Raw genomic sequence first — 17,600 nt, forward strand, 5'->3', positions numbered from 1 at the left:
TTTAGCAGTCGGACGACTGTGCACACAAACTGAACACACGGTGTGCCGCCCTACCTGGGCAGTCGCCGTGACCGGCATCTGGGCGGTGTTGGAGCGTATACGGGTGCGCTAGCCTCCCCGTGTGACCGTGACTGAAAACCAACCTGCTGAGCTCGCCAAAGGCGACTCGACGTCCGGCCGGGCAGCTCGGCCCGCGGCCCGCCTCGGCTGGCTCGACGGCCTGCGGGGGGTCGCCGCGCTACTGGTCGCGATCCACCACTTCGGCCTACTGAAGTGGTTTTCGTGGGGTGAGAACTTCGAGAAGAACTTCGACCTCGGCATCTTCGCGGTCATGCTGTTCTTCCTGGTCAGCGGCTACATCGTGCCGGCCTCGCTGGAGCGCCGCGGGGACGTCCGCGGGTTCTGGATCGGCCGGCTCTTCCGGATCTACCCGCTGCTGATCATCGCTGTCACGCTGTCGCTGGTGCTGCTGCCCAAGGGCTACTCGGCGGTTCCGAGCCAGGTCACCGACCGCCCGTTCTGGGCCTACCTGGCGAACCTGACGCTGCTTCACGAGATGACCAACATCGCCAGCGCGCTGGGCGCGATGTGGACCCTCTGCTACGAGATGGTCTTCTACTTCCTGGTCAGCGCCCTGTTCGTGAAGGGCTGGCACCGGAACAGCGCGCCGATATCGGTCTTCTTCGCGGGCGCCGCGGTGCTGCTCGGCGCCTGGTGGACGCCCCAGATGATCACGCCGAAGGAGCCCTGGGTGGCACCGTCGGCGACCCACCACCTGATCATCGCCACCGTCCTGATCATGGCCACCGGCCTGGTGCTGGTGCTGGCCGGCCGCCCCGAGCTGGTCCGCCTCGGCGCGCTGGTGCTCGGCGGCCTGGGCACCGTGCTGCTCTTCTTCAACGCCCGCTCCACGTTCTACGAGAGCATGACGATCCTGGCCACGATGTTCGCGGGCACCGCGATCTTCCGGGCCGAGAAGCAGCAGATCAACCGTCTGCTGGCCGTCATCTGCTGCGCCTTCGTCCTTACGGCGGGCTTCCTGGCCGGCTACATGTACAACCACGGCAAGGCGCTCGACCGGACCTGGACGGGCAGCTGGGAGGGCTTCTCGCTCGCCTACGCGGCGGCCTGGGCGGTCTTCGGCATCGGCATGCTGCTGCGCAACCGGCGCTGGCCGCGGGCGCTGACCTGGCTCGGCGCGATCAGCTACTCGGTCTACGTGGTGCACATCCCGATCCTCTGGGGCACCTGGTGGTTCAAGGACAAGGTGGTGCACTTCCCGACCACCGGCGCCGGCCGCTGGCTGCTGCCCGCCTTCTTCATCGCGATGGTCCTGATCATCAGTCACCTGACCTACAAGCTGATCGAGATGCCGGGGCAGAAGCTGGGCAAGAAGGTCAGCAAGGCCCTCGACCGCCGCGCGGCGGCCCGGCAGGAGAGCGCGCCGGCGCCCGCCGAGGCCTGACCGACCGGCAGCAGACACGATGGGCCGCCATCCCCTCGGTGGGATGGCGGCCCATCGCGCGTTCTCCAGGGCTCAGACCAGGCGGCGCGCCGTCGCCCACCGGGTCAGCTCATGGCGGTTGCTCAGCTGGAGCTTGCGCAGCACCGCGGAGACGTGGCTCTCCACCGTCTTCACCGAGATGAACAGCTGCTTGGCGATCTCCTTGTACGCGTAGCCGCGGGCGATCAGCCGCAGCACCTCGCGCTCGCGCTGGGTCAGCCGGTCCAGGTCCTCGTCCACCGGCGGGGTGTCGGTGGCGGCGAACGCGTCCAGGACGAAACCGGCCAGCCGGGGCGAGAAGACCGCGTCGCCGTCGGCGATCCGGAAGATCGCGTCGACCAGGTCGGTGCCGGTGATGGTCTTGGTGACGTAGCCGCGGGCACCGCCGCGGATCACCCCGATCACGTCCTCGGCCGCGTCCGAGACCGACAGTGCCAGGAACTTCACACCGCCCGGCTCGCCCATCACCCCGGCCGAGCGGCGCAGCACCTCGACCCCGCCGCCACCGGGCAGGTGGACGTCGAGCAGCACCACGTCCGGGCGGGTCTCGGCGACCACCCGGACCGCCGACTCGACGTCGTCGGCCTCGCCCACCACGTCGATCCCGGTGCTCTCGGTGCGCCCGATCTCGGCCCGCACCCCGGTGCGGAACATCCGGTGGTCGTCCACCAGCACCACCCGCGCGGTCCTGCCCGGCGTGCCGGCCACAGCGTCAGTCATCAGCAGCTCTCTCCATCTCCAGCTCGACCTCGGTGCCGCCGTCCGGCGCGGGCCGCACCCGGGCGGTACCGCCGTTGCGCTTCATCCGGCCGATGATCGACTCCCGTACGCCCATCCGGTCCTCCGGCACGGTGTCCGGGTCGAATCCGGGGCCGTGGTCGCGAACGAACACCAGCACCGTCCTCCCCTCCACCTCGGCGTAGACCTGCACCGGTCCCCCGCCACCGTACTTGGCGGCATTGACCATGGCCTCACGCGCGGCCTGCATCTGCGCGGCTATCCGCTCGTCCATCGGGCAGTCGCCGACGCAGACCAGCTCGATCGGCACCCCGTGCCGGTCCTCGACCTCGGCGACCACCTCGCGGATCCGTTCCGCCAGGGTATCGGGAGCGGCCTCGGCGGCGGCCTCCGGACGGTAGAGCCACAGCCGCAGCTCGCGCTCCTGGGCCCGGGCCAGCCGCTGCACCTCCTTCGGGTCCTCGGAGCGCCGCTGAATCAGCGTCAGGGTGTGCAGCACCGAGTCGTGGATGTGCGCGGCGATCTCGGCCCGCTCCTGGGCCCGGATCCGGGCGGTGCGCTCGGCCCCGAGGTCCTGCCACAGCCGCAGCGCGTACGGGCCGGTGAGCACCAGCACCCCGGCCAGCACCGCGATCGAGGCCTCCAGTACCGCGCCCACCCCGTTGCCAGTGCCCTCCACCACCAGGAACCCGATGATCCCGGCCGCCACCAGCAGCACACCGGCGCCGACCCGGGCCACCGCACTGCGCCGCCGGGCACCGGCCAGCCCGAACCAGCGCGCCCAGCGGGAGTCGTCGGCCTGCCGCCAGACCAGTGCGACACCGACGCCGATCGCCAGCAGCGGCCAGGCGTAGGGCTGGGAGGACTGCAGATGCAGCGCGTTGAGCAGCCACATCACGCCGATCACCAGCATCAGCAGGGCGGCCAGCTGGCCGGCGTTGCGGCGGCTGGCGGCGGTGGACGGCTCGCCCGGCACGGCCTGCTCGGCGATCACCGGCTCGCCCTGGAAGGTGCCCTGCAGCAGGTCGCGCAGCCGGCCGACGCGGCCGCGCCCGGCCTTGCGCAGCGGGTCGGGGGTCACCCCGGAGGCGCCGGCCGGCACGAACTGCCCGTTGGCCCACACCCAGCCGGCGGCGGCGCCCAGGGCCGGCTCGCCGATCCCGATCGGCACCACGAACCAGAACGCCGCGTAGAGCAGCACCCCGATCCCGTTGGCGAAGAAGAGCAGCACGAAGGCGGCCCGCACCCAGGTGACCGGCAGTCCGAGGTGCACCGCGAGGCCGTGCGCCACACCGCCCAGCATCCGCGAGTGCGGGCTGCGGTAGAGCTTGCGGTACGGCGGGCGGCCCGGCCCGGTCCTGGGCCCCTCCGGCCCGTCGGCGGGCGACGGGGGAGCGTCTGCGGTCGGGGCGGAGTCGGCGGGTTCTGGTGCTGGGCTTGCCACGGGAGAGATGGTCACACGAGTACAGCTCCGAATGCATCAGGGTCGTCCCCCTAGGTGCTGAAAGATGATCGGACGACCCGCTGCCGCACCGGTCGGCGAACCCTCCGGCTGCCACGCTCTGCCTACCGAATCGGCGGGGCCGCCCCGGCCCGCCGCCATCCGCAGCAGGAGGAACGCCGTGTCTCCACTCGTACGCCGTGCCGTCGCCGTGCTGGTCAGCGCGGTCTGCGGCCCGCTCGCGCTGCCGGCCGTCCAGAGCGCGTCCGCAGCCGCGACCGCCACGCCCAAGGTGGTCAAGGTGATGCCGCTGGGCGACTCGATCACCCTCGGCATCGGCAGCAGCACCGACGCCGGCTACCGGCTGCCGCTCTGGAGGATGACCACCACCCAGTCCCGCTACACGGTGCAGTTCGTCGGCTCCCAGCACGACGGCGACTTCCCGCAGCCCTGGCACGAGGGACACGGCGGCTGGAAGATCGACGACATCGCCGCCCACATCGACGGCTGGCTGGCCGCCCAGTCCCCGGACGTGGTGCTGCTGCACATCGGGATCAACGACCTGGACAGCGGCACCGACAAGGAGCACGCCCCCGACCGGCTGGCCGCGCTGGTCGACCGGATCTTCACCGACCGCCCCGGGGTCGACCTGATCCTGCAGGGCCTGCTGCCCACCACCCAGGGCCTGCAGGACCAGATCCAGCAGTACAACCTGCGGGCCGAGAACCTGGCACCCGCCGAGGAGGACGCTGGACGGCACTTCCACTACATCGAAGCGCCGCAGCTCACCCCCAACGAGTTCCACGACCGGCTGCACCCCAACGACCTCGGCTACACCAGAATGGCCGACGCCTACTTCCAGGCCCTCAACGCCGATGTCGGCAACGCGCAGCTTCCGCTGAAGGCCTGCCCCTGAGGCCCTCTCAGGGACAGTTCAGGGTCCCACCGGGGACCTTCCCGGTCCCGCGGGCCCCGCGGAACCCGCAGGATAGGGGGCATGACCGAGGAGCAGAGCACAGCGCCCACCGATCCGGGCCTCCAGGACGAGCCGGGCGGTGGGCGGCCGCCGCTGGCCCGCAGCGAGGACCACCGGGTGGTGGGCGGCGTCTGCGCCGGCCTCGGGCGGCATCTGGACATCGACCCGGTGGTCTTCCGGGTGGTCACCGCGGTGCTCTGCCTGACCGGGGGCCTCGGCCTCTTCCTGTACGGCCTGGCCTGGCTGATCGTCCCCGATGAGAAGGACGACGCCAAGCACGGGCGGACCGAGCTGCAGCGGGTGCTGACCGGGCGGGTCGACGGGCAGTCGATCGGCGCGGTGCTGATGACCGTGATCGGCACCGGGGTGTTCTTCTCCTGGATCGGCAGCGGCGACTCCGTCATGCCGCTGCTGCTGCTCGGCGCCATGGTGTTCTTCGCCGTCCGGCACGACCCGGAGCGGCGCCGCCGGGCCCGCGGCGCCGCCGCCCCGCCCCGTCCCGCCGGTCCGTACGATCGGGCCGCCGCCGAGCCCGGCGCTCTGGGCGAGGGCTCGCCGCTGACCGACTGGCAGACCTGGCGGCAGGATTTCCACACCCAGTGGACGGCGCGCAAGAGCGAGTTCCAGACCCGGGTCAACCTGGCCAAGGAGGGCTTCGCCGCCGCGTCCGTATCCACCACCCTCACCGATGCCCCGCCGGCGGACGCCCCGCCGCCCGGCCGCACCGGCTACCTGTGGGACCCGCGCCACCCGGAGCGCAACCCCTGGGGCGCCACCACCCCGCCGCCCGGGATGCCCGCGCAGCCCTGGTGGCAGCGGACCGACCTGCCCGAGGGCGACCCGCTGCGCAAGGGCACCCCGGTGGTGACGCCCGCCGCGCCGCGGCCCCGGCGGGAGAGGGAGCGCTCGGTGCTCGGCCTGTGCGGCCTGCTGATCGCGGTCGGCGCGGCCTGGGCGGTCTGGAACGTCGGCGGGCACACCACCGTGCTGCTCTCCACCGTGCTGGCCACCGGGCTGCTGGTGCTCGGCCTGACCATGCTGGTCGGCTCGCGCTGGGGCCGGGCCCGCAAGCTGGCGCTGCCGGCGCTGCTGGCCACGCTGGCCCTGGCCGGCCTGGGCAACACCCCGGCGGTGACCGGCGACGCCGTCGGCCACCGCAGTTACGCACCGGCGACGGCCCAGGACGTGCGGCCCAGCTATCTGCTCGGCGCCGGTGACCTGCGCCTGGACCTGACGTCCCTCAACCCGGGCGGCGCCACCGTGACCAGCGTCGTCAAGCTCGGTGCCGGCGACGCCGTGGTGGTGCTCCCACCGGATGTGGCGGCCGATCTGACGCTGCGGACGGTGGCCGGCCAGGTCCAGCTGCCGGACGGCTCGCACAGCGACTCCGACGGGATCGGCGCGCACCGCACCGTGCACTTCGACGCGGCGGCCGGCGCGGCCGCCAAGGGAACCGTCGACCTCACCGTTGAGGTCGGCCTCGGCAACGTTCAGGTGGTGCGGTGATGAAGCGGCATCGGTTCGACCTCTTCTCGTTCCTGGCCGGCGGCCTGTTCACCGTGCTCGCCGTGCTCTACCTGGTGGCTTCGCTCAACCACACCCAGGTCAACGGCCGGATCGTGGTCCCGGTCACCCTGATCGTGCTCGGCGCGGCCGGGCTGGCCGGCGCGGTGGCCGCAGCGGTGGCCCGGCGCGGCCGGGACGACTGACGCTCCCCCAGCCTTCGGCCGGGAGGTGCCCCCAGGTCAGCTCTGCTGCGGGCCGAGGTCCAGCCGGTCGCCGTCCTTGGTGACGGCGTACCGGGGCAGCGGCCGGACGGCGGGGCCGGTCAGCACCGCGCCGGTGGCGGCGTCGAACCGGGAGCCGTGGCAGGGGCAGCTGAGCTGCCCGCCCTTCGGCGGGTCGACGGTGCAGCCGGCGTGGGTGCAGATCGAGGAGAGCCCGGCGTACTGACCGGCCTTCGGCTGCACGATGTAGACGGCGTCGCCGGTGGCCGGGTCGGTGACCGTGGCGGAGCCGCCGACCGGCACGTCGCCGGCGGCGACCGAGACCTTGCCGCCGCCGGTGGCGGTCGGGGGCGCGCCGGTCCCACCGGCGCTCGGCGTCGACTTCTTGCGGATGAAGGTGGCCGTGAGCGAGCCGAGCAGCAGCCCGGCCCCGCCCAGCGCGACCGCCGCGATCGAGCCGTCCACGACGGTCCGCCGGCGCACCGCGTCCTCGCTGAGCCCGCGGGCCCGGTCCCGCCCGGCCCGCTTGGCCAGGTAGCCGTCCACCGAGAGGTACGGGGTGCCGGCCAGCAGCATCGCCGTCCAGCCCATCAGATAGGGCAGGTCGTTGCCCAGGTAGTAGGGCGTCACGTTGTAGCTGACGGTCAGGAAGAGCGTCAGGCTGAGCAGCCCGCCGCCGAGCGCGGCCAGGCGTCCCCAGAGCCCGAAGAGGGTGCCGAGGCCGACCGCCAGCTCGCCGAAGGCGATCAGCAGCGCGAAGAAGGTCGGGGCGTGCAGCGCCGGTTCGAGGAGCGCGCCCACCGGGCTGTGCGGCTTGGCGGCCAGCGTCTGGGCGTAGAAGGACTGCAGGTCGCCGCGGCCGGCCAGGTAGTGACGGTCCGCCAGCTTGTCCAGGCCGGCGTAGCTGAAGGTGACGCCGAGGAAGAGCCGCAGCGGCAGCAGCGCGTACCGGCCGGCCAGCGCCTTCCGGGCCGCCGTGCGGCCGGTCGGCCCGGTGGGCACCGGGGGCTGATCGTTGCCGGAGCCGTCGGACTCCAGCGAGTCCCGGGTGCCCTCCATCATCACGTCACCTTCCGGTTCGCTACGTCGACTCGTTGCCGCTCCGCACCGCATTCTGCCCGGTCGGGCGTGGTTCCGACGGTAACCGGTACCCCCCGGCGCCAGTCCCGGCCGCACCCGCGACCCGGCCGGAACTGACGCGAACGGCCGCACCGCCACCCATCGGTACGCGGGCGGCGGTGCGGCCGTTCAAACGCCTGCGGGAGGAATTACTCCCACTCGATGGTGCCCGGCGGCTTGCTGGTCACGTCCAGCACCACGCGGTTGACCTCGCGCACCTCGTTGGTGATCCGGGTGGAGATCCGGGCCAGCACCTCATAGGGCAGCCGCGACCAGTCGGCGGTCATGGCGTCCTCGGAGGAGACCGGGCGCAGCACGATCGGGTGGCCGTAGGTGCGGCCGTCGCCCTGCACGCCGACGCTGCGGACGTCCGCCAGCAGCACCACCGGGCACTGCCAGATCTCGCGGTCCAGGCCGGCCGCGGTCAGCTCCTCGCGGGCGATCGCGTCGGCCTCGCGCAGCAGGTCCAGGCGCTCCTTGGTGACCTCGCCGACGATCCGGATGCCCAGGCCCGGGCCGGGGAACGGCTGGCGCTGGACGATCTCCTCCGGCAGGCCGAGCTCCTGGCCGACCATCCGGACCTCGTCCTTGAACAGCTTGCGCAGCGGCTCGACCAGCTGGAACTCGAGGTCCTCGGGCAGGCCGCCGACGTTGTGGTGGGACTTGATGTTGGCGGTGCCGGTGCCGCCGCCGGACTCCACCACATCCGGGTAGAGGGTGCCCTGGACCAGGAACTCCACCGCCGGGCCCTCGTCCGCGATGATCTCGGCCTGCGCCTGCTCGAAGACCCGGATGAACTCCCGGCCGATGATCTTGCGCTTCTCCTCCGGGTCGGTGACGCCCTTGAGCGCGGTCAGGAACCGCTCCTCGGCGTCCACCACCTTGAGCTTGACGCCGGTGGCGGCCACGAAGTCCTTCTCGACCTGCTCGGTCTCGCCCTTGCGCATCAGGCCGTGGTCGACGTAGACGCAGGTCAGCTGGTCGCCGATGGCCTTGGCCACCAGGGCGGCCGCGACCGCGGAGTCGACGCCGCCGGACAGGCCGCAGATCGCGCGCTTGTCACCCACCTGGGCCTTGATCAGCGCGACCTGCTCGTCGACCACGTTGTGGGTGGTCCAGGTCGGCGCGAGACCGGCGCCGCGGTAGAGGAAGTGCTCCAGGATCTGCTGGCCGTGCGTGGAGTGCAGCACCTCGGGGTGGTACTGCACGCCGTAGAGCTTGGCCTCGTCGTTCTCGAAGGCGGCCACCGGGACCACGTCGGTGGACGCGGAGACGGCGAAGCCCTCGGGGGCGGCGGAGCAGGCGTCGCCGTGCGACATCCAGACCGACTGCTCGGCCGGGGTGCCCTCGAACAGGGTCGACCCGGTCTTGCTGACGTGCAGCGGGGTGCGGCCGTACTCGCGGGCACCGGTGTTGTCGACGGTGCCGCCGAGCGTGATCGCCATCAGCTGGAAGCCGTAGCACATGCCGAAGACCGGGACACCGGCCTCGAAGATCGCGCGGTCCAGGCGGGGCGCGCCCTCCTCGTAGACCGAGGACGGGCCGCCGGAGAGGATGATCGCCTTGGGGTTCTTGGCGAGCATCTCGGCGACCGGCATGGTGCTCGGGACGATCTCGCTGTAGACCCGCGCCTCACGCACCCGGCGGGCGATGAGCTGGGCGTACTGGGCACCGAAGTCGACGACCAGGACGGTGTCGACCGCGGGTGCGGACTGGTCAGGGGTGGCAGATGACACAGACGGCCTTCCGGCGGGCGATGCGGGGGTCGCCTTCGAGTCTACCGGGAGTGCCGTTCACTCCTGTTCACATCACCTGGCGAGCAGATCGAATGACTACGTTCGGTTACCGCCGAGTAAAGGGGCGGCCGAGCGTTGACAATGTGTCAACAAGTGCCGTGGCAGAAAACGAACTGTGCCGAAGTGCGCCGAACCGGTTGCAGAGCATGGCCTGTGTCCACCACGATGCAGGGGGACGAGGTTCTCCGGTGGCCAGGACAAGCCGGTGGCCCCGACGACTTGCTGCCCCCGCCCACCGGTGGTGACAGCAGGTATTCGTTGACGCTCCGTGACGATGTCACTCGGCGCGACCGCCGCCCCGGCCACCTCGGGCGCCGAGCGGTCGCGAGCCCGCAGGGGCGCAGCGGTGTGAAGCCAACCGAATAGCGGCGGTGCTCCTCCCCCGGCGCCGCCCGGCCGGCACCGGCGCTGCCCTGACGCCGTGTGCTGAGCGACAAAGGGCCCCGTTCCCCCGCGGGGCCCTTTGCCTTGCCCGGCGCTCAGCCGAGGACCAGCTCGGCCTGCGCGCCGCCGTCCGGATGGTTGGCCAGGATCAGCCGCACCCCGAGCACCGCGGCGTGGCCCTGGGCGATGGTCAGCCCCAGGCCGTGGCCGTGCCCGCGCTCCCGGGCACCGGTGCGGAACCGCTGCGGGCCGTCGGCCAGCACCTCGTCCGGGAAGCCGGGGCCGTGGTCCCGCACGGTGACCACCGGGCCGTCCACCGTGACCAGCACCGGCGGGGCGCCGTGCCGCTCGGCGTTGGCCACCAGGTTGCCGACCACCCGGTCCAGCCGGCGCGGGTCGGTGGTGACCTCGGCATCGGCGCGCACCTCCAGGTGCACCGACTCGGGCAGGATCCGCCGCAGCATCGGCCCCAGCGGCACCCGGGAGAGCTCGGGGCGCTCGGCGCCGTTGTCCAGCCGGGAGACCTCCAGCAGTTCCTCGGTCAGCCGGCACAGCACCCGCACCCGGTCCTGCACCAGCTCGGTGGGCCGCCCGGGCGGCAGCAGCTCGGCGGCGGTGAGCAGCCCGGTGAGCGGGGTGCGCAGCTCGTGCGCGACGTCCGCGGTGAACCGCTGCTCGTTGGCGAGCTTGCTGCTGAGCACCGCGGACATGGAGTCGACGGCGGCCGCAAGCTCCGCCACCTCGTCCCGAGCCCGGCCCAGCGAGCCGATCCGGGCCCCCAGGTCGCCCTGCGCGATGGTGCGCGCGGTGCGGGCGGCGGTGCGCAGCCGGCGGCTGATCCGGTGCGCCACCAGCACCCCGGCCAGCACGGTGACCAGCACCGAGAGCGCGGCGGAGAGCGCGATGGAGCGGTCCAGGTCGGCGATCGCCCGCTGGTCCTCGGTGTAGTCGATCCAGATCGAGATCACCTGGTCGTTCGGCCCCGGCGCCGCCGCCCACATCCGGCTGGTGCCACCCGGCCCGGCCGCCGGCAGCGAAGCCAGGTGCCCCTGCTGGGCCAGCCCGCGCAGCGCCTGCGGCACCGCCGGGTCGTTCCGGGCGGCGTTCCAGTTCTTGGGGAGGTCACCGGTGTGGTCGTCGTACTCCAGCACGGTGCGCAGCGCGTTCTCGGCGGCGGTCCGGGCCTGGCCGACGTGCTGGTTCACCGAGGCCTGGTGCACCAGCAGGCCCACCGAGAGCGCCACCAGGATGGAGACCGCGGCCACCGTGACCGCGATCTGGCGGCGCAGGTTCACCTGGTGCCCCCGCGCAGCCGCCGCAGCTTGTAGCCGAAGCCGCGTACCGTCTCGATCCGGTCCGCCCCGATCTTCGCCCGCAACCGCTGGACATGGACGTCCACCACCCGGGTGTCGGCGCCCCAGCCGTAGTCCCAGACCCGCTCCAGCAGGGTCTGCCGCTCCAGCAGGACGCCCGGGGCGGCGGTGAACTCCAGCAGCAGCCGCAGCTCGGTGGGGGTGAGCAGCACCGGCCGCCCGTCGATCCCCACCTCCATGCCGTCGGTGTCCACGGTCAGCCCGTCGATCTCCCGGACCGCGGCGCGCGGCGGCCCGGGCGGTGCCGGAGCTGCCGGCGCAGTCGCCGGTGCGGTCACCGGTGCAGCCGCCGGGGCCTCGCGCGGGCCGGTGCGGCGCAGCACGGTGCGGATCCGGGCCACCAGCACGGCGGTCTCGAACGGCTTGGTCACGTAGTCGTCCGCGCCCGCCTCCAGGCCGGAGATCACGTCGATCGGGTCGCTGCGGGCCGACATCATCAGGATCGGCAGCTGGCTCTCCTCGCGGATCCGCCGGCACAGCCCCACGCCGTCCAGCAGCGGCAGCATCACGTCGAGCAGCAGCAGGTCGGGCCGGCGCTCCCGGAACAGCTCCAGGCCCTCCAGCCCGTCGGCGGCGGTGTCCACCGGGAAGCCGTAGCGCTCCAGCGCCATCCGGGTGGCCTCGCGGATCACCTCGTCGTCCTCGACCAGCAGGATCCGGGCGGCGGCGGTCATCCGGTCACCCGGCCCTGGGTCGGTGCGGCAGTCGGCGTCGGCACGGTGCCCTGGGTGGGCACGGCGCTCGCGGTGGGCACGGCGCCCGGCGATGCCACGGTGCTCGGGGTGGCCGTGGCGCCGGGGCCTGCGGAGGGCTTGGCGCGGCCGGGGCCCGCGGGGGGCTTGGTGCGGCTGGGCGCCTCCGGGTACGGCTGCGCGTACGAGGGCGTCGCCGACGCGGACGGCAGTCCCTGACCCGGCCACGGCCCCTTGCCGTCCGTGTCCGGCAGGCAGCCGGGCACGGCGGCGCTCGGCCCGCTGACCGAGATCTGCCGGTCGAAGGCGGCCAGGCCCTGGTCCCAGTGGTAGGTCGTCTTGGTGTCGTCGTTCGGACCGGTCGGCTCGTCGACCACCAGGTCCTGGCCGACCGTCTCGGCGCGGAACCCGGTCTGCACCGGCAGCGCCAGCAGCGGCACCACCCGGTGGTCACGCGCCTGGTAGACGTGCAGGTAGCTGCGCTGATCGGTGGCCTGCACGGCGACCAGCAATTCGTCGTGCCCGTCGTTGGTCAGCTCCCGGTACTGCGCCGGGAACAGCTTGCAGGCCGGACAGCCGGCGAGCGCCTGCCGTTCGTCGCCGGGCAGCGCCGGGTCCTTGTCCAGCACGGCCTGCGGCTGGACGGCCCGGATGTCGTCGCCGGGCAGGCTCAGACCGGGCAGCGGCTGGGCGGCGGCCTGGGGGGTCGGGCTCGGCGCCGGGGACTTCGCCACGTCGGCGGCCGGCCAGAGCGGCGACGGGCTGGGCCATGCCGACGGCGGCCGGGTGGAGCCCGCGTCGTGCAGCCCGCCCGCATCGGCGCACCCCGCGACCGCGGCCACCGCCGCCACCGCGAGCCCGAACCATCGGATGGCCGCCCGCACCCCGCCCATGTCCCCTCCTCCGTCGCCGGACCCCACCGGACCGCTACCGTGCGGTCGGACCGCTACGAGGCCGTCAGATCCGCGAAGGCGATGATGTTGTCCGAGTAGTGGCCGTTCTGCTGCAGCACGCCCCCGCAGGTGATCAACCGAAGCTGCGGGTTGGTCGTGTCACCGTAGACCGCGTCGGTGGGGAAGGCGTCCTTGGGGGCCTGCCGCAGCTCGCGGACCTGGTAGTTGACGGTGCTTCCGTCGGCGCGGCGGATCTCGATCCGGTCCCCGGGCCGCAGGTTCGGCAGCTGGTGGAAGACCGCCGGGCCCGCCTGGTTGTCGTAGTGGCCGAGCAGCACCGCCGGGCCGGTCTCGCCCGGGGCCGGGCCGCCGTCGTACCAGTCGACCTGTCCCGGGTGGTCCAGCGGCGGCACCTGGGCCGTGCCGTCCGGGTTCAGCCCGGCGGGCTCCACCGGCGCGTCCACCCCGAGCCGCGGGATCAGCACCCGAACCGGCGCTGATCGCACGGTGGTTGACGGCGCGGCGGCCGGCACGACCGGCGCCGCCGACGGCGGCGCGGCGGCGGTGGTGGCGATCCGCACCGGCGGCTGGGACGACCCCTGGCTCAGCACCACCGCGGCGCACACCAGGGCCAGCACACCGCCCGCCGCGGCCGGCACCCGCCAGGGGCGCCGGCTGCGGCGGTGGTCAGCGCGCCGCGCCGGCACGGCGCTTGCGGGCGGCGAAGGCCAGCGCGACCAGCCCGGCGGCCGCCAGGCCCGTGCCGCCGGCCAGCTCCGCGGCGGACGGCCCGGTCTGCCCCTCACCGGTCGCCGCACCACCGCGCGGCACCGCCTTGACCTGGGAGGTCGGCGTGCTGGACGACTTCGGCTGGGAGCCGTCCTGGTCGCAGGTCGGCACCGGCTGCGGCTCCTTGCCGCCGGGCGCGGCGGTCGGCATGGCGCTGGGCCGCGCTGCCGTCGGGGTGGCGCTGCCCCCGACGCTGGGCGTCGGCATCGCCTTGCAGGGCAGCGGCTTGGCGGCGCTGGGCGCGGCGCTGGTCGCCGAGGTCGGCATGGCCGACGGCGCGGCACTGGGCGTGGCGCTGCCCCCCGAGGTCGGCATGGCCGACGGCGCGGCGCTGGGCGTGGCGCTGGTCGCCGGCGACGGCGTGGCCGACGACGCGGCGGTGGGCGTGGCAACCGCGCTCGGGGTCGGCGAGCCGTCCGCGTAGGCCGCCGCACCCGGCAGCGCCAGCGCCGCCGCGACACCGAGACCGAGCACCGACAGCCGCACCGACCGGCGCGCACGCAGGGCACGTGACATGGAAAACCTCCAGCACAGGCGCTCGGACCCGAATGGCCCGAGCAGGCTGCGCCCACGCTAGGAACCCCACCGCGCGGCCGACCGGCAGCCGTGTAACGGCCACCGGTCGGCTCTGTAACAGTCGCTCTGTTACTCGGACGCCGAGGGCTTCTCCGCCGCCGGCTCCTCCGGCTCGGCCTTCTCGGCCGCCGCCTTCTTGGGCACCGCATTCTCGGCCGCCGCCTTCTCGGCCGCCGCCTTCTCGGGCACCGCCTTCTTGGGCACCGACGGCACGGGCAGCAGCAGCTCGCCGAAGGCGCCGGCCGGCACGGCGGGCCGCACCGGGGCGACCGCCGTGACCCGGCGGTAGGCCTCGCCCTGGGCCGGACGGAGGTCCGCCTCGCCCTTGTTGGGCCACATCGACATCGCCCGCTCGGCCTGCGCGGTGATGGTCAGCGACGGGTTGACGCCGAGGTTGGCGGAGATCGCCGACCCGTCCACCACGCTGATCCCCGGGTGGCCGTAGAGCCGGTGGTAGGGGTCGACCACGCCGTGCTCGGGGCTGTCGGCGATCGGGCAACCACCGATGAAGTGCGCCGTCATGGGGATGTCGAAGACCTCGCCGACGGTGCTGCCGGCGAACCCGTTGATCTCGGCGGCGAGCGCCTTGGCGCCCTCCTCGGCGGCCGGGAGCCAGGTCGGGTTGGGCTCGCCGTGCCCCTGGCTCGACGTCAACTTGCCCTTGCCCAGGCCCTTCTGCTTGAGCGAGACGGTGATCGAGTTGTCCACCGACTGCATCACCAGGCCGATGATGGTCCGCTCCGACCACTTGTAGTTGCTCAGCGAACGGGCGAACAGCGTCGGGTGCTTGACAGCCTCGGCGCCGGCCCACAGCCAGCGCGGGCCCTTGCGGCCGCCGGGCACCTGGAAGATGGACAGGAACCCCATGGCGTTGGAGCCCTTGCCGTAGCGCACCGGTTCGATGTGGGTGTTCTCGTCGGGGTGGATCGACGAGGTGATCGCCACGCCCTTGGTGAAGTCCACCGTGCCGCCGTAGCGCCGCGGGGTGGTCTGGGCACCCACCAGCGCCTCGGAGTTGGTGCGGGTCAGCTCGCCGAGCCTGTCCGAGATCCGGGGCAGCCGGCCCTGCTCGCGCATCCGGTGCAGCAGGGTCTGGGTGCCGTAGGTGCCGGCCGCGATCACCACCTTGGCGGCGGTCAGGGTGCGGGCGCCGGCCTTGCGGGCCGCCCCCGAGCGGGCGTTGGTGCGGCGCACGTCGACGGCGAAGCCTGAATTCCCATTGGCCCCGTTGGCCTCGCGGATCCGGGCCACCGTGGTCAGCGGGTGGATCTCGGCGCCGTTGGCCTCGGCCAGGTGGAGGTAGTTCTCGGTGAGCATGTTCTTGGCGCCGTGCCGGCAGCCCGTCATGCACTCGCCGCACTCCGTGCAGGCCTTCCGGCGCGGGCCCGCACCGCCGAAGTACGGGTCCTCGACCTCGGTGCCCGGGGCGGCCTTCGCGGTGCCGTCGGCGTCCCGCCCGTCGCCGAAGAAGACGCCCACCGGGGCCAGGTGGAAGCTGTCGGGGACGCCCAGCCGCTCGGCGGCGCCCTTCAGGTGCACGTCCGAGGGGGTGAGCGTGGGGTTGGTCCGCACCCCGAGCATCCGCTGCGCCTGGTCGTAGAACGGCGCGAGCTCCGCCTCCCAGTCGGTGATGTGCTGCCACTGCCGGTCCTCGAAGAAGGCCTTCGGCGGCACGTACAGGGTGTTGGCGTAGTTGAGCGAGCCGCCGCCCACCCCGGCCCCGCCGAGCACCAGCACATTGGCCAGCAGGTGGATCCGCTGGATGCCGTAGAGCCCGAGGCCCGGCGCCCACAGGTAGTTCTTCACGTCCCAGGAGGTGGTGGGCAGTTCGTCGCGGCGGAACCGGCGTCCGGCCTCCAGCACCGCGACCCGGTAGCCCTTCTCGGTCAGCCGCAGCGCCGATACCGAGCCGCCGAAGCCCGAGCCGACCACGATCACGTCGTAGTCGAACGCCTTGTTGTCGTCGGTCACTTGAACCCCAGTGCTTTCAGGGCCCGCAGGCTCCGGGTGAAGAGGGCCGCGAACTTCTCGTCGTCCAGCCCGAAGGCCGGGGCCAGCGGCATCACCCGCTGGCTGGCGATGGTCTGCGCCTCGGTGTAGCGCAGGATGCCCTCGGCGCCGTGCCGGCGGCCGAGACCGGAGTCGCCCATCCCGCCCATCGGCGAGGCGACCGAACCGTAGGCGGCGGCATAGGCCTCGTTGACGTTGACCGTGCCGGTGCGCAGCCGGGCCGCGACCGCCCGGCCGCGCCGCAGATCCCTGGTCCAGACACTGGAGTTCAGGCCGTACGGGGTGGCGTTGGCCGTCGCGACCGCCTCGTCCTCGGTGTCGAAGCGGTAGATCGAGACCACCGGGCCGAAGGTCTCCTCGGCGCAGACCGCCATCTGGTCGGTCACCCCGTCCAGGATGGTCGGCTCGAAGAAGAGCGGACCGATGTCCGGCCGGGCCTGGCCGCCGGCCAGCACCGCGGCACCGGCCTTGACCGCCTCCTCGACGTGCCGGGTCACGGTGTCCAACTGCCGCTGGGAGACCAGCGAACCCATGTCGGCGCCGTAGGCCAGGCCGCCGCCTAGGCGCAGCGCCCGGGTCCGGGCCGCGAACCGCTCCAGGAAGGCGTCGGCCACCGAGCCGTGCACGAAGAGCCGCTCGATCGAGATGCACAGCTGCCCGGCGGAGGAGAAGCAGGCCCGCACCGCGCCCTCGGCGGCCTTGTCCAGGTCCGCGTCGGCCAGCACCAGCATGGCGTTCTTGCCGCCGAGTTCCAGCGAGGCGCCGACCAGCCGGGCCGCGGCCCGCTGCGCCACCTCCCGCCCGGTGCGGGTGGAACCGGTGAACGAGACGTAGTCGGCCCGCTCCACCACGGCCGGGCCGATCACCGGGCCGTCGCCCACCACGATCTGCCACAGCTCGGCCGGCAGTCCGGCCTCCACCAGCAGCTCGCGGGCCCACAGCGCGGTCAGCGCGGTCTGGGTGTCGGGCTTGTTGACCACCGCGTTGCCCGCCACGAAGGCCGGCAGCGCGTCGCTGACGGACAGCTCCAGCGGGTAGTTCCAGGGGGAGATCTGGCCGACCACGCCCTTCGGCCGGCGGCCCTCCACGGTGTGGGTGAGCACCGGGACGGCACCGCCGCGTCGGCGGTCCTTCAGATAGCCGGCGGCGGCGCGACCATAGTGGCGGGCCGCCATCGCGGTGGCCAGCACCTCCTCGAAGGCGTGCAGCCTGGCCTTGCCGGTCTCCGCCTGGATCAGGTCGAGCACCTCGTCCTGCCGCTTGAGCAGCAGGTCGTGGAAGCGCAGCAGCACGGCGGCACGCGCCCGCACCGGCCGCGCGGCCCAGACCTGCTGGGCGCCGCGGGCCAGCCGGTAGGCGGTGTCGACGTCGGCCACCGTGGACTGCGGCAGCTCGGCCAGCGGTTCACCGGTGAGGGGCGCGACGGTCCACTCCGTCGCGGCGCCCTCGGCGGCGGTGATGCCCCGGGCGAGGCGGGCGACCAGGGACTGGGGAACCGCCGAGGCGACCGTCCGACCGGCGCCCGGGGCCACGGGATTGCGGGCGGCGCCGCTGTTTTCTGCCGTGATGTCCGTCATGGGCG

The 17,600-nt window shown here is 73.3% G+C and carries 16 protein-coding genes; 5 read left to right on the plus strand and 11 right to left on the minus strand.

Features of this window, described 5'->3' with window-relative positions; translation table 11 throughout:
* Positions 1-121: 121 nt before the first annotated feature.
* Positions 122-1,465, plus strand: a complete 1,344-nt coding sequence (locus P3T35_RS13965; RefSeq protein WP_101381441.1) for an acyltransferase — start codon at positions 122-124, stop codon at positions 1,463-1,465.
* Between the two features lie 72 nt (positions 1,466-1,537).
* On the opposite strand, the gene P3T35_RS13970 is transcribed toward P3T35_RS13965, so the two are convergent.
* Positions 1,538-2,224, minus strand: a complete 687-nt coding sequence (locus tag P3T35_RS13970; protein WP_101381440.1) for a response regulator transcription factor — start codon at positions 2,222-2,224, stop codon at positions 1,538-1,540.
* On the minus strand, positions 2,217-3,686 hold the full coding sequence (locus P3T35_RS13975) for an ATP-binding protein (protein ID WP_280706111.1): 1,470 nt from the start codon (positions 3,684-3,686) through the stop codon (positions 2,217-2,219). The genes P3T35_RS13970 and P3T35_RS13975 overlap by 8 nt, the downstream gene beginning before the upstream one ends.
* A 178-nt stretch (positions 3,687-3,864) precedes the next feature.
* Between P3T35_RS13975 and P3T35_RS13980 the strand changes: the two genes are divergently transcribed.
* From P3T35_RS13980 to P3T35_RS13990, 3 genes are all read left to right on the plus strand, one after another.
* Complete coding sequence (locus P3T35_RS13980; protein WP_180356536.1) at positions 3,865-4,599, plus strand: SGNH/GDSL hydrolase family protein; 735 nt, start codon at positions 3,865-3,867, stop codon at positions 4,597-4,599.
* An 81-nt stretch (positions 4,600-4,680) separates the two neighbouring features.
* A complete protein-coding gene (locus tag P3T35_RS13985; RefSeq protein WP_101381437.1) occupies positions 4,681-6,165 on the plus strand; it encodes a PspC domain-containing protein in 1,485 nt (494 codons plus the stop codon).
* Positions 6,165-6,368: a hypothetical protein gene (locus P3T35_RS13990; RefSeq protein WP_101381436.1), complete on the plus strand. Its 204-nt coding sequence runs from the start codon at positions 6,165-6,167 to the stop codon at positions 6,366-6,368. Before P3T35_RS13985 ends, P3T35_RS13990 begins: the two co-directional genes overlap by 1 nt.
* 36 nt (positions 6,369-6,404) lie before the next feature.
* On the opposite strand, the gene P3T35_RS13995 is transcribed toward P3T35_RS13990, so the two are convergent.
* The 7 genes from P3T35_RS13995 to P3T35_RS14025 form a co-directional block, all read right to left on the minus strand.
* Entirely contained in the window at positions 6,405-7,448 is a 1,044-nt protein-coding gene (locus tag P3T35_RS13995) for a Rieske 2Fe-2S domain-containing protein (protein ID WP_180356535.1), read from the minus strand.
* 206 nt (positions 7,449-7,654) lie between these two features.
* Positions 7,655-9,241, minus strand: a complete 1,587-nt coding sequence (gene guaA, locus P3T35_RS14000; RefSeq protein WP_101381435.1) for a glutamine-hydrolyzing GMP synthase — start codon at positions 9,239-9,241, stop codon at positions 7,655-7,657.
* A gap of 539 nt (positions 9,242-9,780) precedes the next feature.
* Entirely contained in the window at positions 9,781-10,980 is a 1,200-nt protein-coding gene (locus tag P3T35_RS14005; protein ID WP_101381434.1) for a HAMP domain-containing sensor histidine kinase, read from the minus strand.
* A complete protein-coding gene (gene cseB, locus P3T35_RS14010) occupies positions 10,977-11,732 on the minus strand; it encodes a two-component system response regulator CseB (RefSeq protein ID WP_101381433.1) in 756 nt (251 codons plus the stop codon). Before cseB ends, P3T35_RS14005 begins: the two co-directional genes overlap by 4 nt.
* Entirely contained in the window at positions 11,729-12,643 is a 915-nt protein-coding gene (locus tag P3T35_RS14015) for a hypothetical protein (RefSeq protein ID WP_280706119.1), read from the minus strand. The genes cseB and P3T35_RS14015 overlap by 4 nt, the downstream gene beginning before the upstream one ends.
* Positions 12,644-12,696: 53 nt before the next feature.
* A complete protein-coding gene (locus P3T35_RS14020; protein ID WP_180356533.1) occupies positions 12,697-13,350 on the minus strand; it encodes a class F sortase in 654 nt (217 codons plus the stop codon).
* Positions 13,331-13,582: a hypothetical protein gene (locus tag P3T35_RS14025; RefSeq protein WP_180356532.1), complete on the minus strand. Its 252-nt coding sequence runs from the start codon at positions 13,580-13,582 to the stop codon at positions 13,331-13,333. Before P3T35_RS14025 ends, P3T35_RS14020 begins: the two co-directional genes overlap by 20 nt.
* On the opposite strand from P3T35_RS14025, the gene P3T35_RS14030 reads away from it, so the two are divergent.
* Positions 13,581-13,856 carry a hypothetical protein gene (locus tag P3T35_RS14030; protein ID WP_180356531.1) on the plus strand — a complete coding sequence of 92 codons (276 nt, stop codon included), beginning with the start codon at positions 13,581-13,583 and terminating at the stop codon, positions 13,854-13,856. The two genes, P3T35_RS14025 and P3T35_RS14030, sit on opposite strands and share 2 nt — an antisense overlap.
* A 221-nt stretch (positions 13,857-14,077) precedes the next feature.
* Here P3T35_RS14030 and P3T35_RS14035 read toward each other — a convergent pair whose 3' ends face one another.
* On the minus strand, positions 14,078-15,979 hold the full coding sequence (locus P3T35_RS14035; protein WP_101381428.1) for a GMC family oxidoreductase: 1,902 nt from the start codon (positions 15,977-15,979) through the stop codon (positions 14,078-14,080).
* Entirely contained in the window at positions 15,976-17,595 is a 1,620-nt protein-coding gene (locus P3T35_RS14040) for a succinic semialdehyde dehydrogenase (RefSeq protein WP_101381427.1), read from the minus strand. Before P3T35_RS14040 ends, P3T35_RS14035 begins: the two co-directional genes overlap by 4 nt.
* Positions 17,596-17,600: the final 5 nt, after the last annotated feature.

The organism is Kitasatospora sp. GP30, assembly GCF_029892145.1.
GTDB lineage: Bacteria > Actinomycetota > Actinomycetes > Streptomycetales > Streptomycetaceae > Kitasatospora > Kitasatospora acidiphila.